The 25,995-nt window shown below is 47.4% G+C and carries 21 protein-coding genes; 10 read left to right on the top strand and 11 right to left on the bottom strand.

Annotated features, from left to right (window positions below; translation table 11 throughout):
• Window positions 1-736: 736 nt before the first annotated feature.
• The 10 genes from B147_RS0114620 to nhaR all read right to left on the bottom strand — a co-directional run bounded on the left by B147_RS0114620 (window position 737) and on the right by nhaR (window position 10,705).
• Window positions 737-2,554 (bottom strand): eCIS core domain-containing protein, encoded by a 1,818-nt coding sequence (locus tag B147_RS0114620; protein WP_020587944.1) that lies wholly within the window; start codon window positions 2,552-2,554, stop codon window positions 737-739.
• Between the two features lie 387 nt (window positions 2,555-2,941).
• A complete protein-coding gene (locus tag B147_RS0114615) occupies window positions 2,942-3,433 on the bottom strand; it encodes a GNAT family N-acetyltransferase (protein ID WP_020587943.1) in 492 nt (163 codons plus the stop codon).
• Window positions 3,434-3,570: 137 nt separating this feature from the next.
• On the bottom strand, window positions 3,571-3,921 hold the full coding sequence (locus tag B147_RS0114610) for a DUF1330 domain-containing protein (protein WP_020587942.1): 351 nt from the start codon (window positions 3,919-3,921) through the stop codon (window positions 3,571-3,573).
• A 330-nt stretch (window positions 3,922-4,251) separates the two neighbouring features.
• Window positions 4,252-4,638: a GNAT family N-acetyltransferase gene (locus B147_RS28475; protein ID WP_020587940.1), complete on the bottom strand. Its 387-nt coding sequence runs from the start codon at window positions 4,636-4,638 to the stop codon at window positions 4,252-4,254.
• Window positions 4,639-5,168: 530 nt separating this feature from the next.
• Entirely contained in the window at window positions 5,169-5,933 is a 765-nt protein-coding gene (gene hisA, locus B147_RS0114590) for a phosphoribosylformimino-5-aminoimidazole carboxamide ribotide isomerase (RefSeq protein WP_020587938.1), read from the bottom strand.
• 19 nt (window positions 5,934-5,952) lie between these two features.
• Window positions 5,953-6,612, bottom strand: coding sequence for an ABC-type transport auxiliary lipoprotein family protein (locus B147_RS0114585; RefSeq protein WP_020587937.1), 660 nt, complete (start codon window positions 6,610-6,612; stop codon window positions 5,953-5,955).
• 6 nt (window positions 6,613-6,618) lie between these two features.
• Window positions 6,619-7,683, bottom strand: a complete 1,065-nt coding sequence (locus B147_RS0114580; protein WP_020587936.1) for an MlaD family protein — start codon at window positions 7,681-7,683, stop codon at window positions 6,619-6,621.
• Window positions 7,684-7,704: 21 nt separating this feature from the next.
• The gene (locus B147_RS0114575; protein WP_020587935.1) at window positions 7,705-8,451 is read right to left on the bottom strand and encodes an ABC transporter ATP-binding protein; all 747 of its coding nucleotides are present in this window, start codon (window positions 8,449-8,451) and stop codon (window positions 7,705-7,707) included.
• Window positions 8,448-9,563, bottom strand: coding sequence for an ABC transporter permease (locus B147_RS0114570; RefSeq protein WP_020587934.1), 1,116 nt, complete (start codon window positions 9,561-9,563; stop codon window positions 8,448-8,450). Before B147_RS0114570 ends, B147_RS0114575 begins: the two co-directional genes overlap by 4 nt.
• Window positions 9,564-9,799: 236 nt before the next feature.
• Window positions 9,800-10,705, bottom strand: coding sequence for a transcriptional activator NhaR (nhaR, locus tag B147_RS0114565; protein ID WP_026259667.1), 906 nt, complete (start codon window positions 10,703-10,705; stop codon window positions 9,800-9,802).
• 212 nt (window positions 10,706-10,917) lie between these two features.
• On the opposite strand from nhaR, the gene nhaD reads away from it, so the two are divergent.
• Window positions 10,918-12,357 (top strand): sodium:proton antiporter NhaD, encoded by a 1,440-nt coding sequence (nhaD, locus tag B147_RS0114560; protein WP_020587932.1) that lies wholly within the window; start codon window positions 10,918-10,920, stop codon window positions 12,355-12,357.
• A 26-nt stretch (window positions 12,358-12,383) separates the two neighbouring features.
• On the opposite strand, the gene prmA is transcribed toward nhaD, so the two are convergent.
• A complete protein-coding gene (gene prmA, locus B147_RS0114555; RefSeq protein ID WP_020587931.1) occupies window positions 12,384-13,364 on the bottom strand; it encodes a 50S ribosomal protein L11 methyltransferase in 981 nt (326 codons plus the stop codon).
• 148 nt (window positions 13,365-13,512) lie between these two features.
• Between prmA and B147_RS0114550 the strand changes: the two genes are divergently transcribed.
• The 9 genes from B147_RS0114550 to B147_RS30345 all read left to right on the top strand — a co-directional run bounded on the left by B147_RS0114550 (window position 13,513) and on the right by B147_RS30345 (window position 25,991).
• Entirely contained in the window at window positions 13,513-15,399 is a 1,887-nt protein-coding gene (locus tag B147_RS0114550; protein WP_020587930.1) for a cache domain-containing protein, read from the top strand.
• 21 nt (window positions 15,400-15,420) lie between these two features.
• Entirely contained in the window at window positions 15,421-16,086 is a 666-nt protein-coding gene (locus tag B147_RS0114545) for a response regulator transcription factor (RefSeq protein ID WP_020587929.1), read from the top strand.
• A 197-nt stretch (window positions 16,087-16,283) separates the two neighbouring features.
• Window positions 16,284-17,894, top strand: coding sequence for an acyl--CoA ligase family protein (locus tag B147_RS0114540; protein ID WP_020587928.1), 1,611 nt, complete (start codon window positions 16,284-16,286; stop codon window positions 17,892-17,894).
• Window positions 17,895-18,200: 306 nt separating this feature from the next.
• On the top strand, window positions 18,201-19,436 hold the full coding sequence (locus tag B147_RS0114530; RefSeq protein WP_020587926.1) for a phospholipase A: 1,236 nt from the start codon (window positions 18,201-18,203) through the stop codon (window positions 19,434-19,436).
• A 1,435-nt stretch (window positions 19,437-20,871) separates the two neighbouring features.
• A complete protein-coding gene (locus tag B147_RS0114525; protein ID WP_157237895.1) occupies window positions 20,872-22,065 on the top strand; it encodes a hypothetical protein in 1,194 nt (397 codons plus the stop codon).
• Window positions 22,066-22,072: 7 nt separating this feature from the next.
• Entirely contained in the window at window positions 22,073-22,525 is a 453-nt protein-coding gene (locus B147_RS0114520; protein ID WP_026259666.1) for a PqqD family protein, read from the top strand.
• Window positions 22,518-23,900 carry a radical SAM protein gene (locus B147_RS0114515; protein ID WP_020587923.1) on the top strand — a complete coding sequence of 461 codons (1,383 nt, stop codon included), beginning with the start codon at window positions 22,518-22,520 and terminating at the stop codon, window positions 23,898-23,900. The genes B147_RS0114520 and B147_RS0114515 overlap by 8 nt, the downstream gene beginning before the upstream one ends.
• A complete protein-coding gene (locus tag B147_RS32170; RefSeq protein ID WP_020587922.1) occupies window positions 23,881-24,228 on the top strand; it encodes a hypothetical protein in 348 nt (115 codons plus the stop codon). Before B147_RS0114515 ends, B147_RS32170 begins: the two co-directional genes overlap by 20 nt.
• Window positions 24,210-25,991 (top strand): SEL1-like repeat protein, encoded by a 1,782-nt coding sequence (locus B147_RS30345; protein WP_020587921.1) that lies wholly within the window; start codon window positions 24,210-24,212, stop codon window positions 25,989-25,991. Before B147_RS32170 ends, B147_RS30345 begins: the two co-directional genes overlap by 19 nt.
• Window positions 25,992-25,995 lie beyond the last annotated feature (4 nt).

Raw genomic sequence — 25,995 nt, 5'->3', positions numbered from 1 at the left:
ATCCCAAAACCAGGGTTCGCAACCTTGAGAAACTTGGTATTGCTCACCAGGATGCCATGCTATGCGGCAATGCCCGCAAAAAGTATTGGCACATGAGTAAAATCAAATGGGTGGCCATTGCCATGCCTGAACGATATTTTATTGATCAAGGATTATATCTGCCCGGGAACTGATTCATAAAATCAGCCGAACCGCCCTGGTACGAGATCCGTATGCCGGGTGGTGTGGGAGGGCTCCTCAGTGATGGGGAGTCCTATCCCGATTGGGTGGCCGGTGGGAACATCTCGATAATGTCGTCGAGCGCGCGATCCAGAGCCGCGCCTTGGGACTACTTGACCTTCAGGTACGGAGCGCTCGCCACGGCCTTCTTGAATAGCTTTATAACCGCCTCCTCGCTGATCTTCGCTCGGTTAAACACCATTGAGCTGGCGCATACCTTTTGACAAATTGCCATCAAGTATTTCAATGATGAAATTATAATGGTTATCCATCAGGCAATAGCCATAATACAACCAGTTGTAATCAACAACAACCGTTTCAAGGATTTCTAAAAACCTTAGTCGATCATCATCGTTTTCATAAATGTTTCCGCGCCGGCCTCCACGCGATGTCACGTGATAAAGCGCATTTGGAAATTCTAAGCAAAGTGGTCTTGACATAGATTGTAGAGGTTATTGGGTGACTCCGTACGTGCGTTTTCTTTTTCAATTAAGACAAGAATTGACCAACCATTCTCTTACGGCCTGTGACTAATCGCAATTCTCACGCGCATTCGCTGTCCTATCGAAGTCATTGACAAAAGCTTCGGCCGGATACGGGCATCAATGGTTACCATCTCCGATCTCGTACTAACGCTCGAACAAATGGACTCGACAGCAACGACATCCGCATCGGCAATCCAACCTTCCAGCAGGCGCGTGATCATTCTTACTTTTTCGGCGACCGGGAGTGACCTCAGCTCTGTTGAAGTATGACTGCTGACAAAACTACGGATATCGCCGTCCCCAGTCGCAGCATGAGCATCGATCAATAGCTGGCTGCCGGGTGTACTTGAGGAAAGCGCGGGCACTGTAACATCGGTGAAATAGCGCCGGCTGTCTACAAAAGACCGGTAGGTGAAAGTCTGCAAGGTGGCAGTCATAACGAGATTAGGAAACCACGAAGTACCGAAGTCCCTGGTCGTCGTTGTGCCCTCCCAACGATTCTCAAACACGCTGGAATCCACATCCTCCGCCAGATAGTCAGCTGCGCCAATCAAGCCATGAACAACAAGTCCCGGCGGCGCATTGGGCGTGCCGGACTGGGATATGGACCGAGGTGAAATCAGGTGCCTGGCAGAACTCGATCCGCTTGAGAAATACTCGGACCGGAGGTTACTGCGGGTAGCAGCAGGCACCCGGGTGTCGGCACTCAGCTCGTTGATGGCATGAAGGAATTGCGCATGTGAATATTCAAGGCAGGTTGCGGTTCGGTAGTCGGTTGCTGAACTAAACAGATTCCACGGTTTTGCATCGGTCGGCAGCCGAAAACTGCGCGAGTTGATATTGGCTAATAAGCGCCTGATGATCAGTGTGGCATTTGGCCCTGAGAATCGTATGATGCGAATGACGCTGGGATCATCCGCTTCAAGATAGAAATCGCTTAGCCGCACATTGCGATTACCGAATCCCACCATATCGTGAATCAAACCGTTGCCGATGTAGATACCTCCATGAGTCACGGGCTCGTTAATAATCGCGCCCAGGCTGGAACTGCCCATCCTGAACACGATGTCACCGGGCACAAATCCACGTTCGGTGGCAACCGTGGTATCCAGCGTGCCGCCCGTCACGATACCGCTGCTCATTGCTGTTCGTTCAGAACTCGAATAGCGAGCGGCCATGTGAATCCGCCCTGTATCCTCATGCAGCACCGCGTGGGACAACTCGTGGGCCAACAACCTACGTCCACGGCTTGTTACTGGTGCATACTCTCCTGGTGCAAAACCGATATGGCGACCGACGGTAAAGGCATATGCGTTTAGCGCATTGGCGGTGCGCTCAGCAGACTCATCTGTGTGAACGCGAACATGATCAAGGGGCATACCAAGACGTGTCGAGAAGAAACGGTTATCGTGATCACTAAGCGGCGCACCATACCCTTTCTCAGCCCAAATACCAGGGGTGGCGACGAGCCGGGACTCATCACTGGGGCCGGCATATGAAATCGGCTCACCAAGAACACGTTCAGCCAAAGCATCGGCTTCCTGCTCGTACTCATCCCCCGGCGTGTTGATTGCCAGTTTCGTCTGTATCTCTCCCGCTGAAGGAGAATGGATGGAAATTCGGCTAAAATCGTGCCTGAAGTGAGGCGATGTTGAACCAGTAAATAAGGTGTTGCGTTCTTCAGAATTGTTTTGCAGCAATTGCTGGGCTGCTTGATTCCCTATCTTACGCTGCAATTGAAGGATCGAATTCACCTCATGGCTGTGCCCGAAGTGTGACCGAGCAGGAACCTTAGCCTTGGCAGAGATAGGCTGATGACCTGCCTTCGGTTTTTCTGCGAAAGTGTGCATGGTTAATTCCCCTCTTTCTTTCGATTATATGAGCCTAACAATTCGATCCAACAGATCTGGATAATATTTATTATCGATTAGCTAACTGTATAACATGAAAAATGAGAACGTATAAGAACGTATAACCAAGCCATATATTGATGTGAGCGTATCAGTATTCTATAATGGTGTAAAGATTTTTTAAAATTTCAAGGTGAGCATTTATGGTATTAGTTTTCATTTTTTCAAAAAAAATCAAACACCATATATTGGGGTTCGGGAAATTTGATCAATAGCGACTGATCATAGACGTATCGCTTTTCCAGGATTTAATCAGAGGTTGGATTTTGATATAAATGTGCTCGTTAACGTCCGGCATGAGGTGCCAGCGGCTTTTTGCTTTTGTTCTCAATGCCGTTGTTTGGCATTCGCTGACAAATCTTTGATCATTCGTACACACTCAAGCTTTGATCCATTCGGCAAACTGTGAAGCGTTAATTCTTGATCTATATAGCCGTACTTTAAATAAAAGCCCTTTGCATTAAGTGTGGAATGAACGGTTATTCTAAAAATTTTGCTATTTCGAGCTGTCATTTCAAGTTCGTTAAGGAGTTTCGCTCCAATCCCCTTTCCGGCGGCATCAGGATTAATATAGATTGCGCTAATTTCTGAATTTTCAATATCTAAAATTCCGAGTCCCAGTAAATCCTGTTGTGAATCATATGCAACTAAAACTACTTTTTCCTTCAATGCTTGATCGTATACCGAAGGAGTTAGGACACTGGTCCAAGCGTTCAACTGCTCATGAGTATAGTGGTTGCAACATAGTTTCTTGATTGATGCAATATGCATGTTCGAAATATTTTCTTTGTCTACTTTAGATGCTTTTCTTATTTTCATATATTTTTCTGCCGAACGCTCACCCATACGGGTAAGCAGGGAATGAAACTGTGGTTAAAAAGGTTTTAACGATACACCATAAAAAAAATATGGCCGCCCAATCCTGCCAATCCAGTGTGGAGTGTTGTTCGAGACTGTTAATCTTTTTGATACCCCTCAACAATAATCGCCTGCGCATCTGCACCTCCTTCACGTAGTGGGGCAATGGCAGCATATTCCGGTGATTTTAGCCAATTCTGTATTTGATCTTCAGATTGAAACTCAATAACTATGACTCTTTCAGGATTCCAGCTTCCTAATGACCGTATGTTTTCTCCCCGAACGTGATAACAACCGCCATACTTTTCAACAATTGGAGAGACTTGGGCAATGTATTGATTATATTTCTCTTCATTCTTAACTGATGACTGAATAATCATGTAAACTGACATATTTTTCCTCATTCCGATGCCGAACAAGTTGATCTGTGATTTCCGTTTATCTTTCATATTCACTTATCTAACGGGATAACATCCGAAAAGTGAGAATAATCTGATATGCATAACTGTTTAAAAAATCAATGATGAAATCATTAACAACATCTGGGAAGACGTGCAATTTTTTTCAATTTACCACATAGTTGACCAAGGACTTATGGTATTCAGGCTCGCTACGCCCAGTTTGAAATCAGGCAGGAATAACAAACGTAGCCACCACCTTCAATGACAAGCACCACAGCGTTTCTGTACCATTTGGGGGGCTGCGATTCCTGATAATGGTTCAAAAACCGAGTATTTTCAAAAACTGCTACTATCCACGGGACGGCCTGCCTGTATTCGTTATCCATCATTATTTTCATCAAAGCTTTCGGGCTGCCAACGCATCATATAATTATTCTCATATTCATTTACTACAGAAAAACCAAAACGATCATAAATCCTTTTTGCAGCTGCGCCTTTTAAAACCAAAAGTGTTACAGGGACATTCTCGTTTTTCGCACGTTCAAGCACTTGACTAACGAGTTGAGAACCGATGCCTTTCCCTTGATAGTTAGGTAAGATTTGCATTTGGTGTAAATGCAGTTCCTTGATCCTGTGAATTACCTTAATGACACCGATATCTGTTTGATTTATCATTATTACTTTAGCATGCTGTATCTCATCCGCTGCTCTCTTCCTTTGCTCATCTTCATCCCAGCCAAAAGTGTTATCGAAATCTTTTTTCATAGTTTGTGTCCTTAACTGAAAAATGAATTCGATATCATCATTAGTTGCATCTCTTAAATTAAAATCTGTTTTGTTCGTTTTCATCGTATAATAAGTGGTTAAGTGTTATTTTCTATAAAAGAATAAAAACATGATAAGATTTCAATAACAGCCAACCAACCGGATGTAAATATGATACGCCAGGTATTTAAAAAACGAAATCGTGAGCTTACTGCAATAATTCTCAGTCGCTCCCTTGAAAGCAGGAATCTGAAACCCCACAAAATGGTATTATTTAAGCCTAAGTCTTTTATTGACGCTGTGTTGATTTCTTTTGATATTGATGATGCCGAGGTTTAAATTTTATTGATGTATAAAGTGGGTTTTCTTTGAGTTGTTTCGAGTTCATTAACATAAAATGTTGAACCTAAGTACTAACCTAATAAGGTATAAATAAGGTATAACCAAAGCCCAAATCGGAATTATTCCGAGCCAATGCAAACAGTATTTTGATGCGCCGCCTTTTGCCGCTTCCTTTAGATATAAATGGATCAGATTTGATCCTTGTGCCAGCCCACCACCTGTTGGTAAGGGATGGTGCCGCCAAAGATGTCAAGGGCTGAGCCGATGGTCAGGTCCACACGGCCCTTGCCAAGGGATTTTACAAGGCCCAGGTCTGAGAACCGGCTTGCCCCTCCGGCATAGGTGGCAGGAATGGGGCTGTGTTCCCCCAGCAGCTCTACCAGTTCTTTTTGGATACCCTGCATTTTGCCTTCCACATCCACGCCGTGGATTAAAAATTCGTCACAGAATGCTGACATATGTTCCAGAGTAGCCGGGGTTACGGCCATTTCGGTGAAATTTTGCCAGCGGTCCGTCACAATCCAGAATTGTCCGTCCCGTTTCCGGCAGCTCAGGTCAAGAACCAGGCGGTTTTTGCCCACGGCATTCACCAGGTTTTTGAGCTTGTCCATGTCCATGCGGCCTTTGGAGAAAACATACGAGGTGACAATGACATGGGATGCGCCGGCGTCCAGGAAGGTGTGTGCATTTTCAGGATTAATGCCGCCGCCCATCTGGAGACCTCCGGGGAAGGCTTGCAGCGCTTCAAGTGCTGATTTGGTATTGCCCGGTCCAAGGGCAATGACATGACCGCCGAATAGCTGGTCCGCCTGGTACATCCGTGCAAATTGTTCCGGAGTCCGCGCGCTTTCAAAATTGGTGACAAGGCTGTCCTGGGTTTTGTCGGACAGGGTGCCGCCCACAATCTGGACCACTTTGCCGTTCCGAAGATCAATGCAGGGTCGAAATTTCATATAAAAACATCCTAAAAAACTATTGGTTATCCGCTTGGATTGTTACGTTTTGATAATCCGACAGGATATCTTTGACAATTTCGGCTAATCCACGATTAAGGGCCTGGATATAAGCTTGGGGACTGGTATTTTTGCCCAGGGGGATTTGCCGGGAATAGGTTTTTGACAAAACCTTTGTGAATCCCTCTTTGTTCAGCCGGTCAAGGTTGAGCGCCATGGTCACCACAGCCGATACGTGGGAGGCATTGCGCCGGTCACAATAGAGCGCTGTGATTTTACCCCATAACTGGAAGATATCGTCCGGAATCCGGTTGTTGGGGGCCGGGGCAAACTGGGACGAGTTGACCAGGGCTTCAAGCATCACATCACTGATCATGCGGGCCGGTGGTGTCATATATGTGTTATAATAATCCTGGGTAAACCGGTTTTCACCCACCCGGTAGACAAATCCCGCGCCGTTGAATTCCGGTGAAATATCCAGGCGTTTGACCACCAGCGGGGCTCCGGTTGACCGATTGCTTTGGTCAGCAGGACTGTTGTCGCCGGCATCAAGCCTGAACATCTGTTTTTTGGTGTAATCATTTTTAATCCCGCATCCGGCCAAAAAGGCGGCAGCCGTTAATATGCAGGTTATCATCACGAAAAGAGGCAAACCTGTTAAGGGGCGAAGGCTGTTCATAACAAATTATTTCTCCTTTCCTGATGTTGATGCTTTAGGTGGGGCGTTCATGAGAATGCTGCCCGGGTACTCACGCAGTTCCCGGGTGAACTGGTTGAGGTTTTCAGTGGTATTCTCCAGGTTGCCGATTGTTTTTTCAATGACGTCGGCATTGGTCCAGATCATGTTTTCAAGTAACCGGGATGTTTTTTCAAGGTTGGCCAAAACCGTATCCATTTTATCGGACATTTCAGTCAATTTCACTTCATAGCCTTGTTCCAGCCCGGTAGCCATGCGTTTGAAGCTGCCCGATGCCTTATTGATATCTGCCAGGGTCTGTTTGATGGGAATTTTTGCTGCCTGAACAATCTGCTTAAAGTCTGCCATTGATGAGCCGGCATCCGCCAACAGCTGTTTCATCCGGCCGGATGTCAGGAGTTTGGCCAGGTCCTTGTTGGTCTGACGAAGTTCCTTGAGAAGGCTTTCTGCCTGGGCCGATACCTTTGTGATATTCAGGCCCTTGAGAAGGTCCGAAAAATCATTTTTCATCTCTTTGAAATCCATGGAACCCAAGGTTTCCATGGCCCGGGTGATTGCATCCGATACCTGTTTGATGTTGCTGGACCTGGACGGCACATAAAGGTTTTCCGGGGTCCAGGAAATTTCAAGGTCATCCGGTCCGTTTTTCTTATAATCGGTCTCCAGATATGCCGATCCGGTCAGGCCGTTAAAGGATAAAAATACGGAAAGCCCGTCGTCTACCGCTTTTTTCATCCGTTCTCTGGGATTTTTCCCGGTCTGTCCCACGTAACAGTCTTCGGACATGGAAAAGGTGACCAACACATAATTTGAGGCAATGTCGTAAACCTTTGTGGGGGTGGTAATGGATTTTACGGCACCGATTTTTACCCCTTTGTATTTAACTTCCGATCCGATGTTCAATCCCTGGACCGATTCGTTAAAATACGTTTCGGCAAGGGTTTCTGTCTTGAAAAACTGGCCTGCACCAAAGGCAATAAGCATGGCCGCAGTCAGTGCAAAGGCCAGGATGACAAAAAGGCCGAGTTTAAAATAATTGGTTTTCTGGGTCATGGGTTGGATTCCAAAAATTTATTAGGGGTTCCGGTTAAAAAAATTATATACATATGGGTTTGACTGATCCGCTTTGAGCTTTTTGGGATCGCCCTGGGCAATGATGCCTTTTTCCTGTTTGCCCAGCATGATCACCCGGTCGGAAATGGTCAGAATGCTTTCAAGTTCATGGGTGACAATGACAAAGGTGATGTTAAGGGACCCTGCCAGTTCCAGGATCAGGCGGTCCAGTTCGGCCGAGGTTAGGGGGTCCAGTCCGGCAGAGGGCTCATCTAAAAACAGGATAGCCGGATCAAGAGCCATGGCCCTGGCAATGGCTGCCCTTTTTTTCATGCCGCCGCTCAACTCGTCGGGCAGAAGATAAAGGGCATGCCCCATGTCAACCAGATCCAGTTTGACCCGGGCAATGGCTTCAATGGCTTCCCGGGGAAGATCCGTAAACTCTATGAGGGGCAGCATGACATTTTCCAGCACGGTCATGGAGCCGAACAGCGCACCGTTCTGGAACGCTACGCCAATGGTTGCAAGCAGGCGGTTGCGTGCCTCACCCTGGGCGGTTATCATATCTTCGCCATGGATGAAAACCTGGCCTGACACCGGCGGCACCAGGCCGATCATGTGTTTGAGCACCGTACTTTTGCCGCAGCCGGAACCGCCGAGGATAACAAACACCTCTCCACTTTGGATATCAAAGTTGAGATCTTCCATAATGGCGTTGTTGTTGTATCCGGCAAAAAGGTGCCGGACATTGATGATTGTTTCGTTCATATGCCCAGATAAAAGTAAATGACGGAAAAGATACCGTCAAACACAGCAATTAAAATAATGGAGGAGACCACGGCCCTTGTCGTGGCATCGCCCACGGCGGACGGTCCCCTCAATGTCTGATACCCCCGGATGCAGCCGGTGGCCGCAATGAGAAGACCGAATACAAAACATTTGACAAGCCCGCCGGCAAGATCCTCCCAGGAGACAAATCCCACCACCTGATTATAATAAGCAATGGGCGGGTAGCCAAAGGAAAGAATAACAACCATGCCGCCAAGGATACCCACAAAATTGGAAAAAACCGTGAGCAGCGGTGTGATCAGGGTGGCGGCAATGATCCTTGGTACGATGAGAAACCTGACCGGCTCCATGCCCATGACCGTGAGCGCGTCAATTTCCTCGTTGATTTTCATGGTGCCGATCTCTGCGGCAAAGGCGGAGGCCGAACGTCCGGCCAGCACAATGGCGGTCATCAGGGGGCCGAGTTCCCGGATCATGGCTATGCCGATGAGATTGGCCACATATATTTCCGCGCCGAACATACGCATGGGAATGGCGGCCTGAAACGCCATAACCAGACCTACGATGAATGAGATGAGCGCCACAATGGGCAGTGCGTTGACCCCGGAGCGTTCCGCCACCATCCAGGTGTCGGCCCACCGGATGCGGCCCGGATTTTTAATGCAGGAAAACAAAGCGACCGTGATCTGCCCGACCATGGTAATGAACATCTTGGTATCTTCAAGGGATGCAGCCAGATCTCTACCGGTTTTTTCAATGTAGGCCACCTTCGGCGGCGGGGCTGATGCCTCGTTTTTTGATTTTTCAGCCAGATCCAGAAGGGGGACGAACTCTTTTTTGACACCGGTCACCAGGTCGGATTGTTCCGCCTTTGTGCTGACTGCCAGGCGGCTTAAATAGGATATAAAGGTGGCACCGGCCATGTCCATGTAATCAACGGATTCAAGGTCTATCCGGATTTTCGTTTGCCCTGCTTTTTTTACCGTTTTTACTGCAATATCCCATAATCGGGCTACGCCCTGGGCATCCAGCCGTCCTGAAAAAAGCATTGCCGTTGTCTGGTTTACGGTTTCAATGTTCAGCTCCGGCAAAATATCCCCTTGTCCGCTAAATTGTCCGTTAAATCAATTTTTTATGTCCCTTGGGACACCGTGTTAATGCCTGAAGATTAAATCATATCTATATCGGGTAATCAAGGTGTTATCAAACGGACCACGGAACAATCGCAGATAACCCGGCTGCTGTTTGATATCAATTTTGAAGGGTTCAGGCATTTTTGGATTTAATCGTTTGTCCAGAGAAAATGATGATGCCGTGACCCTGGGCATTACGCGTTGAAAAATACTGAATGGCGTGCGGTGTCGGTGATGGCCACAACCGCCGGGTGCTTAAGAATTCGTTCAACAGAGATCGCATAAAATCGCTCCTTGATATTGTTACACCGACCGATGATCTCCACCTGATGCTGGGCTTTAACCTCTGATTCAATAATCGTGGGCCCCATGAACACACCGTCCCCTGCCTGCCCGAAAACCGTCAGCAGGGCATTGTCCTCGAACTCAGCCACCACCACCGGTCGAATGGACAAATTGTCAAGCCATTGGTCGATGGCGCCCCGGAGCCATGACATGGTCATGGGCATTACCATGGGGGCGTTATCTAGGCAGTCGGGAAATTTTTCGGGCAGACTTTCCGCCAGTTTTTTTTCGGCAAAAAAAGTGATGCCGCATTCTCCTAAAAAATGATTGTAAGTTTTTACGCTGAGGCCGGGCTTGGGTAATCCGTCGGAAATCACCAGATCAAGATTGTGCAGCGCAAGATCCGCCAGCAGGTCTTTTTCCTTGCCTTCATGGCAGGCCAGGCGAACGGTTTTTTCCATACACAGGGCCGGTTCAATCAGCTTTCTGGCCATGAGTTTGGGGACCACGTCCACGATCCCCACGTTCAGTGAAAGCGGTCCGACCACGGGCCGGTTGTGAATCTGATCCATCAGTTCGTGCCCCAAAAGAAAGATCTTGTCAGCATATTGAAACACCAGCTGACCCAGATCCGTGGCTTCCAGTTTTCGTCCCTGACGGTTGAACAGTTTTCCACCGAAAGATTCCTCCAGTTTGGTCAGTTGGGCACTGATGGTTGATTGCGCCAGTCTGAGCCTGCTGCCGGCTGCAGTAATGCTCCCTTCTTTCATAACTGTCCAGAAATAGTAAAGATGATGATAGTTAAGCCATTCCATGCTTTGTTCGCTTTTTTCGAATAGTAATTACTATATTATCTATTTGACCGAATAAATTTCGCTCTTTATCATTTAATTTTTTCTTTGCTGCGGAACATTAAATATGTGGGCATCCTATCATGAAGCCGGCAAGAGGGTCCACGGTTTTGACGTGAAGATCATGTGGTTTGTAAACAGCCGATCAACCCAATGGAATAGTGGAGGTGACGTAGATGAAAAATGTAATTAAATCAATACTTATTACGACCGGATTGCTGGTCCTCCCGGTCATGGTTTTTGCCCAGGCAGAGGCCTCCCATGCTGCGGGCTCCGGACTGACAGACAGCGCATTCGGATATATTGCGGTGATTTTTTTTATTGTGGCCTATGCCCTGGTGCCCCTGGAGAATAATATCCATTTAAGAAAGAGTAAGCCCGTGCTGCTGGCCGCCGGCGTAATATGGGTTCTGGTGTCGCTGGCCTATACCGGTATCGGAGATACCCACACCGCCCATGATGCCATAAAGCACAGCCTTATTGAATATGCGGAATTGTTTTTGTTCTTGCTGGCGGCCATGACCTACATTAACGCCATGGAAGAGCGCAATGTTTTCCAGCGGCTGCGGGCGGTTCTGGTTTCCCGGGGCTTTTCTTTGAGGAAAATTTTCTGGATTACCGGGATTCTTGCTTTCTTCATCTCCCCGGTGGCGGACAATCTGACCACGGCATTGCTGATGGGGGCGGTGGCCATGGCTGTCGGCGGAAATAATAAAGGCTTCATCAGCCTTGCCTGCATCAATATTGTGATAGCGGCCAATGCCGGTGGCGCGTTTTCCCCATTTGGGGATATTACCACCCTGATGGTCTGGCAGAAAGGCAAGGTGGCCTTTTCCGAATTTTTTACCATCTTCGTCCCTTCATTGGTGAACTGGCTGGTGCCGGCCGTGGTCATGAGCCTGTTTGTGGACAAGGATGTTCCCGAGGCCCTGGACGAATCCGTCACCATGAAGTACGGGGCCTGGGTCATTATGGGGTTATTTCTGGCAACGATTGTGACGGCCGTATGTTTCCACAATGTGCTGCATCTGCCCCCGGCCGCCGGTATGATGCTGGGCCTTGGATATCTTGGCGTGTTTTCCTATCATATCAAGCGCCATGAGAACCGAACGAATAAATACGACCCCATTCTCGGGGTCCGTGACACCGACTGCATCCCCTCATCTGATGTTATACCCTTTGATCTCATGAAGAAAATATCCAGGGCCGAATGGGATACCCTGTTATTTTTCTATGGCATTATCCTTTGTGTGGGCGGGTTGGCCCAGTTCGGATACCTTGCGCTGATTTCCAATTTTATGTACCTGGATCTCGGGGCCACCTGGGCCAACAGCCTTGTGGGTGTCCTGTCGGCCATTTTGGATAATATTCCGGTGATGTTTGCCGTTCTCTCCATGGACCCTGCCATGTCACACGGCCAGTGGCTTCTGGTCACCCTGACGGCAGGTACCGGCGGCAGTATGCTGGCCATCGGTTCCGCGGCCGGCGTGGCGCTCATGGGCGCTGCACGGGGTACCTACACCTTCGGGGGGCACCTGAAATGGACCCCGGTGATCGCTTTGGGCTATGCCTTAAGTATTATATGCCACCTGTGGCTCAACAGGGCGATGATGTAAACAAAAACAATAGAGGCCATGGGCATTCAAATCCGCCCATGGCTTTTACTTTTTATTTTCATCTCCGGGTTTCTGGATCTCCGGATTATTTTTTTATGGCAAACCACCAGTGCCACCCATTCCTCCTGGGTGATCTTTTTGACGCACTCAAGATTTTGCCTTTCCAGGGCTGTGTAGATGTCCGGTACTCTCTCCTCAATGATGCCCGAAAGGATGGCGTTTCCGTCCGGTGCCAGGCGGGCTGCGATATCCGGCATGATAGCTGCGATAACCTGGGCAATAATGTTGGCACAGATAAGGTCGTATTGGATTTCAGGTGTTTTCTCCAACGTTGCGGCCCCAAGGGTGAAATGGTCCGGTGCAATTGCGTTTTTTTCCAGATTCTGCCGGGTGATATCCACGGCCACAGGGTCCACATCGATGCCGGTCATGGTGCCTGCCCCCATCTTTGCGGCACCGATCATCAGTATGCCCGACCCGCATCCCACATCCAATAAAGTTTTGCCCGGCCGTACATACTCTTCCAAAAGGGCCAGGCACATGGATGTGGTGGGGTGGGTCCCCGTGCCGAATGCCATGCCCGGATCAATATGGATGACAATTTCACCGGGTACCGGGGTATACTCCTTCCATTCGGGTTTCACCACGATTTTGTCCGTAATCCGGGTAACGTTGAAATACTCCTTCCAGGCATGGGCCCAATCTTTTTCATCCACGATCTCCGATAAAACATCGACCTGGACCGCCATCTCCGACAATTTTGCCAGACGTTCCTTGATTTTGGAAATTATGATATCGGAATCATCCGTGTCCGGCAGGTAGCCGATAATGCTGTTGTGCTCAGGTGGTTTCAGGGTCTGGGTACCAAACCCTTCATCCGGTTCAGGGATGGGTACTTCGCAGATGACGCCTTTCAGATTGAAGGAAAAGAAAATATGGCAGATCATTTCTTCGGCAAGTTCAATATTGTCTGCATGGAACCGGACAATAACTTTTTTGAATTTCATGGTATTGTTGGCCTTCTTGGTTATTTTATCCTATGCTGGGTCGGGTCAGCGCATGGCTGTTATATCAACATTATCGTTGACAATCCATACCTGCCTGTCCTAACGCTGACAACAGGTAGCATGCACAATTAATTGATGGGACGGCGGCGTGACTGAACTTGGAACAACAGATGTGACAAAAGGGACTAAACCGGGGAGATTCCACGGGCTCCGGCTTTTTTTAAGCTCTCTTCAAATTAGGTATAAGTTTCTCTTCAGTTTTGCCCTGATTTTTTTTCTGTCCATGCTTTTGTGTAACCTGTTTATCTATGTCTATGTGCGCCACAGTATCGAGGCCCGCATTGAAAGCGAGCTGAGCAATACCACTGCCATGATTTACAATATGGTCAATACGTCCGTGAATGTCGCCATTAAAAATCATCTGCGGGCCGTGGCGGAAAAGAATCTGGACATACTGACCGCCTTGAACCAAAAAGCCCTGGCAGGTGCTATTTCCAGGGAGGATGCCCGCAAAAGGGCGGCTGAAGTGATTTTAAGCCAGACCATCGGGACATCGGGCTATCTTTACTGCCTGGACAGCCATGGGGATGTGGCCGTACACCCAAGAACCGAACTTATCGGCACCAACGTGGCCGAACACGCCTTTGCCCGGCAGATGATGGAAAAAAAACAGGGCTATCTGGAGTATGAATGGAAAAATCCCGGGGAGAAAAATCCTAGGCCTAAGGCCCTTTATATGGCCCATTTTGAACCCTGGGACTGGATCATTGCGGCCTCTGCTTACCGGTCTGAATTCATCAGACTTGTCAATGTCCAGGATTTCAGGCAAAGCATTCTCTCTCTAAAATTCGGACAAAGCGGATATGCGTTTGTCTTTGACAGGACCGGCCGGGCCATCATCCATCCGGCCTTGCAGGATGTTAATATTTTTCAGACCCCTGAATTGCCCGATCAATATCTCAAAGACATGATGCAACGCAAAAAGGGCCGGTCGGTTTACTACTGGAAAAATCCCCAGGAGACCCGGGCACGAAAAAAATTGGTGATTTTCAATTATATTCCCGACTACCAGTGGATTGTGGCCTCGTCATCCTACCTGGATGAGCTTTATCAGCCGTTAAAAACCATCCGCAATGTGTTTATAAGCATCTCCCTGTTGTTTTTTTGCATCATGCTGGCCGTGACCTTTGGCATAAGCCGCACCATTACCACACCGCTTCGTCAGCTTATGGCCCGGTTCAGCACGGCTACGGCAGGGGATTACTCCACCAGGATGGAGAGCCGTTCCGGGGACGAGGTCGGCCAGCTTGCCCGGTATTTTAACCGGTTCATGGACCAGCTTGAAACCACCCGGCAGAAGTTAGAGATGGATACTATCCGGTCCCAAAATCTTGAAAAACAGCTGATGCAGGCCGGAGACCGGGAACGGATGAACATCGGCCAGGAGCTTCACGACGATCTTTGTCCACATCTCATCGGTATTTCCGGGCTGACAGCGGTGATCCGGGACGATCTTAAATCCCGGAACGATCCCACCGCAGAGCTTGCCCGGAAAATGGGCGTGCTCATGGAAGATGCCGTGGAAAAGACCCGGCAGCTTGCCCGGGGCCTTTGCCCGGTCCATCTGGTCAGCCGTGGATTTCAGTCTGCCCTGGAAGAGATTGCCGATCAGTTTGCCTATTACCCCGGTATCCGGTTTGAGTGCCATATGGACGAGGAGGTGGATATTCTGGAAGATTCCTGTGCCATTCATCTTTACCGTATTGCAAGGGAAGCGGTGAACAACGCGGTTAAACATTCAAACTGCGACCGGATAACAATTTCTTTGGTCCGGGATGCCGCGGATGGTTTGATCCATTTGAGTGTGACGGATAACGGTACCGGTATTGATCCCGAGCCTTCCGGCCGGGGCATTGGCTTGCAGATTATGGCTTACCGGGCTAAAATCATTGATGCGCAGTTCAATATTGATACAGGACCAAAGGGAACACAGATTCATGTTGTTTTAAGTTCGTCGGCCCCGGATCAAATTTGATAAAAAGGAGAATGTCCCGGCATGATTCAAACCCGTCAAAAATCTCAAATTGTCATTGTGGATGATCACCCCATTTTCTGCCTGGGTATGAGTGAACTGATCAACCGGGAACCGGATCTGACGGTGGTGGCGTGCCCAAATACGGCGGAAAAGGCCCGGCAGATCATTGAACAGGATATGCCGGATCTTGTGATTGTGGATATTTCCCTGGCCGAAAGCAACGGCATAGAGCTGGTGGCGGAGCTGCGCAGCAAATGCCCGGATTTGCCGATCCTGGTTTTGTCCATGTATGATGATTCCATGTATGCCGAACGGGCGTTGATGGCCGGAGCCAGGGGCTATGTAATGAAGCAGCGGGCCATTGCCCTGGTGGTGGAGGCGGTGCGGCAGGTCCTGTCCGGGCATATCTATGCCAGTGATAAGATCAAGGAAAAACTGCTCAACCGGATGATTTCAAGAAAGCCGTCTGCCGTGGGGTTCAGCCTGGATACCCTGACCAACCGGGAGATAGAGGTGTTCCGGCTCATGGGTGAGGGGCTGGATTCAAAGGAAATTGCAGCCAGACTGAAGCTGAGCATGAAAACCGTGGGCACCCATCGGGAAAATATCAAGGAAAAGCTTCAGCTCAAACATTATACGGAACTTGTCAAGGCCGCCGTACACTGGGTCTATGAAATGAAAAAATAGCATTGGAACCTTTGCCGGCGGTGCTGTTCGGTTTATTGTAAAAATTAATGGAAAATATTTGTAGGTTTTAAACCTAGTCTCCTTCAGGTTGTCGGCCATAAAAATATGAGACCGTTGCCGATTGAACGATTAAAAGATTCGTTGTTAATGAGGCATGGAACGTATTTGTCATTATCAATAATAAGGAGAGCCCTGTCATGTCGGAAAGAAGTGTTAACTATGAAATTTTAAGCCCCACCAATTTTCTTGATAGAAGCGTAAAAGTTTATCCGGATAAAACTGCGGTCATTTATGGGGATAAATCATTTACTTGGGCAGGGTTCCAGGAACGGGTATTTCGTCTGGCCAATGGCCTGAAGGCCAATGGCGTCGGCAGGGGTGATAAGGTCGCATTTATCTGTCCGAATACGCCACCCATGCTGGAAGCCCATTATGCCGTACCGTTGCTGGGTGCAGCCCTGGTTTCCATTAATATCCGCTTATCCGCCAATGAAATGTCCTATATCATCAATCATTCCGACGCCAAAGTCGTGGTGGCGGATAATGAATTCGGTAACGTGCTGACCAAGGTCGTGCCCGAACTTACTGCCGTAAAGACCTTTATCAATATCTGTGACATTGACGATTCCATGCCCTTGGACGGCCCGGAATATGAAAGTTTTCTGGCAGACAGCCCGGCTGATCCGGTTGCCCTGGCCATTGAAGATGAACGCGAAATCCTTGCCATCAATTATACCTCCGGCACCACAGGCCGGCCCAAGGGCGTGATGTACCACCACCGGGGCGCGTATATCAACGCCTTGGGCGAGTTGCTGGAGTTTAAAATCAACCTGGACAGCAAATACCTGTGGACCTTGCCCATGTTCCATTGCAACGGATGGTGTTTTACCTGGGGCATCACCGCCATGGGCGCCACCCATGTTTGCCTGAGAAAGGTTGATCCTGCTGAAATTTACAAGATTATCGCAGAGGTGGGGGTTACCCATTTGTGCGCTGCGCCCACCATTCTCATCGGTATGTCCGTTTATGCCACGGAAAACGATGTCAAACTTTCCAACAGTCTGGAAATTATGACCGCCGGGGCACCGCCTGCACCCATGGTGATCCAGAACATGGAAAATATCGGGGCCAACATCACCCAGACATATGGTCTGACCGAAGTGTTTGGTCCGCACTCCGTATGCCAGTGGCAGGACAAATGGGATGATCTTCCTCCCATGGCCAGGGCAGGCATCAAGGCCCGCCAGGGCGTGCCCTATATTGTGGCCGAGCACATGGATGTGGTGGACCCCGAGACCATGGAACCGGTGCCGAGAGACGGCACGACCATGGGCGAGATCGTCATGCGGGGAAACAACGTCATGCTGGGGTATTATAAGGATGCGGAGGCCAGCACCGAGGCATTCAGGGGCGGATGGTTCCACTCCGGGGATCTTGCGGTTATGCACCCGGACAACTATGTACAGATCATGGACCGCAAAAAGGACATCATTATTTCAGGCGGAGAGAATATTTCCACCGTTGAAATCGAAAATGTGCTGTACACCCATCCGGATGTGCTGGAAGTGGCCGTAATTTCAGTGCCCGACGAAAAATGGGGTGAAGTGCCCAAGGCGTTTATCGTACCCCGGGCCGGAACCAACCCGGATCCGGCGGAAATCATTGCATTCTGCAAGGAAAATATGGCCCGGTTCAAGGCACCCAAGTCCATTGAATTTGGTCCCCTGCCCAAAACCGCCACAGGAAAGCTGCAGAAGTTCAAGCTGCGGGAAAAAGAGTGGGCAGGCCACGACCGTATGGTCAACTAATTTTCCTGTTGTATAGTTCATGAGAAAAGGGCAAGGCGCCGCCTTGCCCACCTCCCTTGCCTTGGGGTGTTCCGGGAAATCGCATGTAAAAATCAAAATTCGGTAGTTGAGATTCAACTTTGTCACCGATGTCACCAGCTTCATTGGTACGGCCTCCCCCAGATAACATGATATTTGCACTCCTATACTGTGTGTGATAGAGTCTTCTCCGCCTTTGAGTTCCTTATGGCCATTTCATAATGAGTTCAAGTGGTTCATGGTTTGTTGTGCCTGCCAGGGAATGGGGGGTATTAAGGAGGTTGGAAGATGAAAATAAAGAGGTGGTTTTTAATATTGACAGCAGTTGTCAGCCCGGCTTTTTTTGGAGGGCAGGTACCATTATGGGCGGAGGCATCATCCGACGCGTCTAAGGAGGACTGTCCGTTTGTGCTGGTTGCCCCGGATTCATCTGTGCAAAAGCCGCTGTCTTCAGGCCGGCAAACACAGATCACCCTATTGTTTACCAATAATACACCAAAGGATCTGCAACTGCCCAGGAAAGTGACAATAGCCTTTAGCGCCGAAGGGATGGAACCGGTCACAGCCGACGCTGTAATGGAAGATAGTGCCGATACTTTGATTAATGCCCACGAATTTATACGGGCCAGGTTTCAGGTGAAAATTCCTGTGGGGCTTACTGGTATTGTCAGCGTTCAGGACAGCCAAAAAAAGGCCAATGCCGTCTTGGTCTATACGGATCTTCCCGAGACGGCTCTGGCCGATGTCTCTGACCTGGACACCCGGCCCATGAACCATTACGAATCGATTATTCAGCCTTATTTTGTGAACTTTTCAAGTTACAAGCCGGTCTTCTTCCTCTTTGGGGTGGACCCCGGCGCCCAGGATTCCTCCTTTCAGATTTCCTTTAAATATAAGCCGTTCAATTATGAAGAAGAGAACTTCATTAAAGATACACTGGAGAAAGTTTATCTGGCCTATACCCAGCATTCCTTCTGGGATCTAAAATCAGATTCCGCTCCTTTTGAGGATTCACGGTACATGCCTGAAATTTTCTATTACGAAGATGATTTGGGGCTGAAGCTGCCCTTTTTGATCGGTTCAGGTTTCAAGATCGGTTATCAACATGAGTCCAACGGCCGCTCGGGTGATGATTCAAGAAGCACTAACTATGCATATATTCAACCGTCTCTTGTCTTCAAGATCTGCCGGAATCTGTTCTTGGAGGTGAGCCCCAAAGTTTGGATCTATGTTAACAACGACAATGATACCAATGGTGATCTTTCGGACTACCGGGGCTATTTTGATCTTGAAACCTCCATAGGAGATCCGACTGGACTGGCATTGAGAAGTCATTACAGGCACGGGGAAAAAGGGGGGACCATCCGGCTCGACCTCTCCTATCCTCTGGATCAGATTCCCTTGTTCAGGGGGTTCTTGGATCTCTACCTTTATGCCCGGTACCATTCCGGCTATTCTGAACAGATGCTCGAGTACAGCCAACGAGAGGATGTTTTTAGTTTAGGCTTTGCTCTTGTTCGATAAATGAAAAATTTTCTATCTGAAAAGTGTTGGGTCACACATCCATATTATCATCACGAGGAGACCGACCTTTAAAACTGACCTTTGAGGATTGTCATATCCAAAGCGTGTTAACTCCTATGAGACTTTTCGTACCTTTGTATGAACCAAGTCTTAATCCTCTCAATCCTCCTACAAAACATATGAGCAGTCGCATTTTCCTTAAATGATGCTGGCACCATCTTTGGAACACTTCCGGAAAAAAGTGGCCTGATTTTAATCAAGGATTGTTTGGCAGTCAAATTCAAAAAACTCGAACATCGAATTTTTATTCCTCCAAATGATCAAAACTCTTTACTGGACTTTAAAATATTGATACCGGATCACTATAATCTGTCTTAGTCATTGGCTCCGTGACCATACCGGCAGTTTGGCCGAGATCACAGAACGCCTATGCCTTAACCAAAACTTAGATATTTTCATAGGCCAGGCATATCTGCACCCAAGAACAGGTTCACTCTTTTCCGGATGTGCATTGTCGTTATTGACACCTAATCTCGTAGGATTGGTTCCCATTTTTCATAACAGGGCAGAACAGATTCGCTCTGGCGAATACTTGGCAGGAATGAATTTTCGTTATTGATTACAAGCACCATATTCCGTCTTCCGGCATGGGCTGCAATCATCATATCAAAGACGCCGATAGTATTACCACAGGTTTTTAAGGCAGCCCCGGGTAATTTTTTTAGTTTAGGGGGGCACGGTACTTAAGTTAGAGCTAAGGATAATCCAAATCCCACAATATCTGGTGCTATAAACGCAATCTTATGATAATAATATTAAATTTAATGTTTTAACCGATTCAAAAGATGCTCTACTTGAATCATTTTACGCGGGGCGCGGGATAAAGCTTTTAAAAACATTATTTCACTTTTAGCGTTTATGGAAGCTTTAAATAACAGTCAACTGTGAGGTGATACGCGTGAGATTACATATGATCAAGGTGCTGTTTCATATGGGGGTGGCCGTCCTTCTTGTTTTGTTTCCCGGATGTGTAGGTATTCAAGTAAATGAATTGATAGAGACAGGGCGTTTAAATCAGGCGGCAGAGCATTGCAGTAAACTTGAAGGAGGAGAGCGGAAAGACTGTTACGCCTTATTGAGCGATGCTTTCCTGGCCAGGAGAGATTACGACACCGCTGTAGACCATTATATAAAAGCCAATGAGGTGATCGTGTTTCAAGATCATTTCACGAACAATAAAAACAAATGGTTTGAAAGGACAAATGAAAAAGTCTCCAATAAAGTCCAACATGGGGGCTATTTCTTTGAACATAAAAGAAGAAAGGGCAGCTGGTTTTCCTGGCCCAAATTTGATGTAAATATCAATGAATCCAAGGACTTTAAAATTGAATACACCATATCGAAGATAGACGGTGTCGATAATTATTCATATGATATGGCTTGGGGCATTAAAGATACCGATAATTGCTATACATTTGGGGTCAGTGGAAATGGAAGTTACATATTCGGTAAATTTGAAGAAGGGAAATGGAAGGCGGTTATCGACTGGACAAAATCCTCACAAATCAACAAGGGAAACGCCCGCAACACGTTAGGTGTATCCAAAGTGGGCGATACATTGAACTTTTACATTAACGGTTATCGGGTTGCTGAAAGCCCATTCCAACATTTTTTTGGAAAAAAAATCGGCGTTTGCCTGACAAATAAAATGAAGGTTAACATTGAGCATATCGTCATAACACAAGTGCCAAATAAAAAGGAAGTTTACAAAACTTTTTTGGAGAACCGCCTTACCAATGGTGATGATTTGTCCTTTCTTAACCATTGTGCAAAAGCCGGCTACTCAAAAAATGAAGCCCATGTAAAGATTGCAGAATATTATCTGGCTAACAGCAACTCCCAGTCAGCCGCTTACCATCTTGAAAAGGCCGGTTGGTCTATTAGAAACCCCGACGAGATAATCCTACTTGAGGAACACTTCAACGATAATCAAAACGGCTGGTTTGAAGGAACAGATGAAAAAGTGGCATGCAGGATTCAGAACGGCCAGTATTTTTTCGAACATAAAAGAGATGCCGGCGGTTGGTTTTCCTGGTCGAAAGAGCTTTTCAACATAAATGAATCGGGTGATTTTCGAATTGAGAGCACCATTACAAAGATCGACGGTATAGAGGACCACTTCTATTCCATTGTATGGGGGCTGAAAGATGGAGACAATTTCTATGCGTTTGGCATTACGGGTGACGGACATTTCAAATATTGCAAAGAATTAAACGGTGTTTGGAAGAATATGATCAATTGGACAAAATCCCCTTATATCAATAAATCAAACTTGACAAACACACTGGCTGTTGAGAAATCAGGCGATATACTGAAACTATATATCAATGGTCATTTTGTTGCTGAACACCCTTATGAAAAATTTTTGGGCCAAAAAGTCGGCTTTTTGATCTACTGTAAAATGAAAGTTGAAATTGATCATATTACCGTCACACAATTTCCCCCAAAAATCCTTTCCGCTATAGAATCGCAGCCTTTTCACGAAGAGAGTGAACAAGCAATCGAATATCCGGAAGATACATTGTTGAGAAGAGATGTTACGCCGGATGAAATACGAACAAAAAGGTAAACATACAATGACCGCTGATAACCATTTAAACAGACGTGATTTTTTAATCAGTTTGGGGCAGGGCGCTGCCGTCTGCATCGGTGGCTTTTTCTTAATAAACCACTGGCCGGATTGCCCCCCCGCCCTTTCTAATCCAATCATAAACGCTTCTTTGCCGAAGCTGCGGAAAGATATTGTTTCCGGCAGCTATCAGGATATGGCCACCATTGGCTACACCACCGGCGATGATGAGGTGTTATGCGCCGTTAACGTGATAGGCCGGACAATTCTCAACAAACTTGACGGCCAGCACACTATTGAAGGCATTGCAGAAGCTGTGGCAGTTGAATTCAATATCCCGGAATATGAACCTTTGAATGCAAAAATTGCATACTTTGTCGCTCAACTTGGTATGATCGGTTTTCTTTGCGATCCGTTTTACGCCACTATTTATTTTGAAAGTGAAACTACCCATGCCTAACAGATCGGGAACCGCGGATGAACTTTTCCTGATACCATACACAGATGGTAAATATTGCTTGTATGCACCACTGCAGCGGACCACGGCAATCATTAATGCAACAGCCGCCCATGTGATTTCTAAATATCTGGAAACCGGCGAAAAGGGTCTTACATCCAAAGAAATTGGAATAATTCACCAACTCAAGGATGGCGGGTTGTTTGGTAATGAGATGCCTGAACCCCCGCTCTTTCCTGACAATTATACTTTTTGCCCTCATGAAGTAACCCTTTTTCTCACCAGCCGATGCAATCTTCGCTGCAGGTATTGTTATGCAGATGCCGGCTATAAAAGCATCGATATGCCATGGGAAGTGGCAAAAGCAGCAATTGACCTATGCGCCGACAATGCCGGGTTGCTCGGAAGCAGAGCATTTGCAGTGGGATTTCATGGCGGCGGAGAGCCGACAGTCGCCTGGCGGATGATGGTTCGTTGTGTGGAGTACGCCAAAGAAAAGGCTGAGTCCAAGGGACTTGATGTTGAGATCTTTTCCGCCACAAACGGCTTTTTGTCTCTTCATCAAAGAGAGTATATGGCCAAACACTTTACCAATATTAATGTATCCCTGGATGGGCCTAAAAGCATCCAGGATTACAACCGTCCCACATTGGACAACCGTGGATCATTCGATCAGGTAAGGGACACATTGAGATATTTCGACAATGCGGGTTTGAAATACGGAATTCGATCAACCATCACCAAAGCCAGTGTTCACCGGATGGTGGAAATTGTTGAAAGTCTGCATCATCAATTTAATTTCATGTATCTTCAACTGGAACCGGTCTGGCACTGTGGGCGGTGCATTACCAGTGAAGAGCCGCCGCCGTTGGACGAAGACTTCATCACCAACTTCATAAAAGCGTTCAAACGCGGTCAGGAACTGGGGATTCAAGTGACTTATTCCGGCGCCCGCCTTGATACGCTGACCTCAAAATTTTGTGCTGCACCCGGAGATGGTTTTACAGTGCTTCCCGAGGGGATTGTGACTTCCTGCTACGAAGTATTGGAACCTACTGATCCAAAAGCAAGCATTTTTCATTATGGACAGTATAATCCCCTCACAAATACATTTGATTTTGATGCATACCGCATTTCAAAGTTGAGGGATTTGACGGTGAACAATCTGGCGTTCTGCAAGGACTGTTTTTGCAAGTGGCATTGTGCCGGCGACTGCTTGTCCAAGGCGTTTGAGGTTTCCAAGTCAACCATCCACCAAGGAACAAACCGTTGTACGATAAACAGGGCCCTGACCCTTGCCTGGCTGAAGATGACAATAGAAAAAGAAGACATACAACCACGTGATACCGGAGAAAATGATGCCCGACAAACCAGATGACCGGATACAAAAAACACTGCCGGAAATTGATCAGGAAGATTTGGAACCGCAAATATATATTATCGTCAATAACAAAAAACTGCCGCGACCCGGCCTTGAAACGTTTTTTTCCAAAGCCGAGACCAACACCGATTCTGCCCGCCCTAAATCTACCTGCGCCCCTGTTGGCGGCTCTTATTGTTCATGTAACAAGGTCTGTACGTGTGTGCCGGTATGCGGATGCGTCGGCAATAAGGTCTGCAGCTGTGTGCCGGTATGTGGGTGTGTGGGGCATACCAGTTCAGGCGGCGGTGGCTATGGAGGTTGCCGATGTGCCCCGGTCCACTGATGCGTAACAATAGTCGCACTGAAGATTGGTATGCGAAATGTATTTCCCTGTTGTTTTGCATAGTATTCGTTGTCATATTACTTGTCGGCAAAAACTCAGCCCGAGCGGAAAACACCTATACAATTGCCCCCCAAAACACGGATAAAAAAGAACGCAACATTGAAGGCGGAAACATTGGTCAGGACCCTTTTGCTTTTAAAACAGCCAAGGCCATGTATACTTCCGGACCGGTAAAGCCATTTGACACGTCTGCTCAAGGTCTGATTCAAGAAATAGAACAGAAACTGCAAAACACAACTTCGGGCAGTGAAGACAGCAGCGTCTTAGCGCTTCTTCGAAATCTGAACCTGTATCGCAGAACAGCAGAGGTTCAGGAGGCAGTGACACATTGGGCTGCCGTATCTGCCCAACGGATTCGGAACCAACGCAATGTAACAGAAAAAAACATTTTCGACCGTGCGAAAAAATACATGGCAAAGACATGGGATTCGCATCAAATCCAGGGAGATGACCTCTACTTGAAAGGCGACTTTGACAAGGCGTCAGAAATCTACAGAGCAATGTTGTCAAGATTTCCCATGTATCCGGACGCACGGAATAATCTGGCGCTTGCCCAATTACATCTCTCCAATGATCTTATCGCTCAGTTTGAACTGGAAATTCTCAGCAAAATACAGCCGGATTACCTGCCGGCAGCCATCAACCTGGCGGTTGTTCTGGAGCGGTCCGGTCAATCAGACCGGGCAAAAGAACTGGTTTTTCAGATCAATAAAAAAAGAGATGATGTCGCTATCGCTGCGTTTAATGCGGCCTGGTATCGCAGCATAAACGGCGAGTATAGCAAAGCTATTAAACTTCTGAAACCCTTGTCTGAATTGAATATCAAAGAGAAATACACAACTTTTTATCAAACAAATATCGATCTTGAAAAATACCATCAGACAAAACGCACACAGAAGAAAACAAATATTAAAGAAAACAATTATAAAAACATATTCGACAAGGCACAACACTTCCATAATTCCGTAAAGAACTATGACGCCGCTTTCAAGCTGTACCAAAAAGCCGCAGCAAAAGGTCATACCGGCGCCATGAACAGCATCGGCATTATGTATGAATATGGCGAAGGGGTTCAAAAAGATTCAGCTACTGCAGTAAAATGGTATCGGAAAGCAGCGGAAAAGGGCCATGTCACCGCCATGTATAATTTGGGCGTCATGTATGCAAAAGGAAAGGGCGTAACAAAAAACGGCGCCAAAGCTGCAGAATGGTATCAAAAGGCTGCAAAAAAGGGGGATGCTGATGCGATGAACAACCTTGGTGTGATTTACGAGAAAGGGATGGGTGTCACCCGGAGTTATGGCGGCGCAATAAAATGGTATCGGATGGCGGCAGAAAAAGGCCATGACGTGGGAATGAAAAACCTCGGCCGGATGTATGACATGGGAAAGGGGGTGGATAAAAATACCGATCAAGCAATCCACTGGTACCTGTGTGCGGTAAAAAAAGGCAATGCCGATGCAATGAATAACCTGGGCCTGATCTACGAAAGCAAAAAAGAGTATCAACAAGCCGTCAAATGGTATCGCAAGGCTATGCGCAAAAACCATCCCGGAGCAACCGGGAATCTCGGGTTTATGTATGAAAAAGGCAGCGGTGTAAAGAAGAACTTAACAGAAGCAAGACGCCTGTACCGCAAAGCATCAAAACTCGGCAGCCCATTTGCCGAGCAATCCCTTAACCGCCTGGAATCGTATAACTAAACAA

The sequence above is a fragment of the Desulfobacter curvatus DSM 3379 genome (assembly GCF_000373985.1).
Taxonomy (GTDB): domain Bacteria; phylum Desulfobacterota; class Desulfobacteria; order Desulfobacterales; family Desulfobacteraceae; genus Desulfobacter; species Desulfobacter curvatus.
Note: the sequence above shows the minus strand (reverse complement) of the source record. Positions and strands in the feature narration are given on the sequence as shown.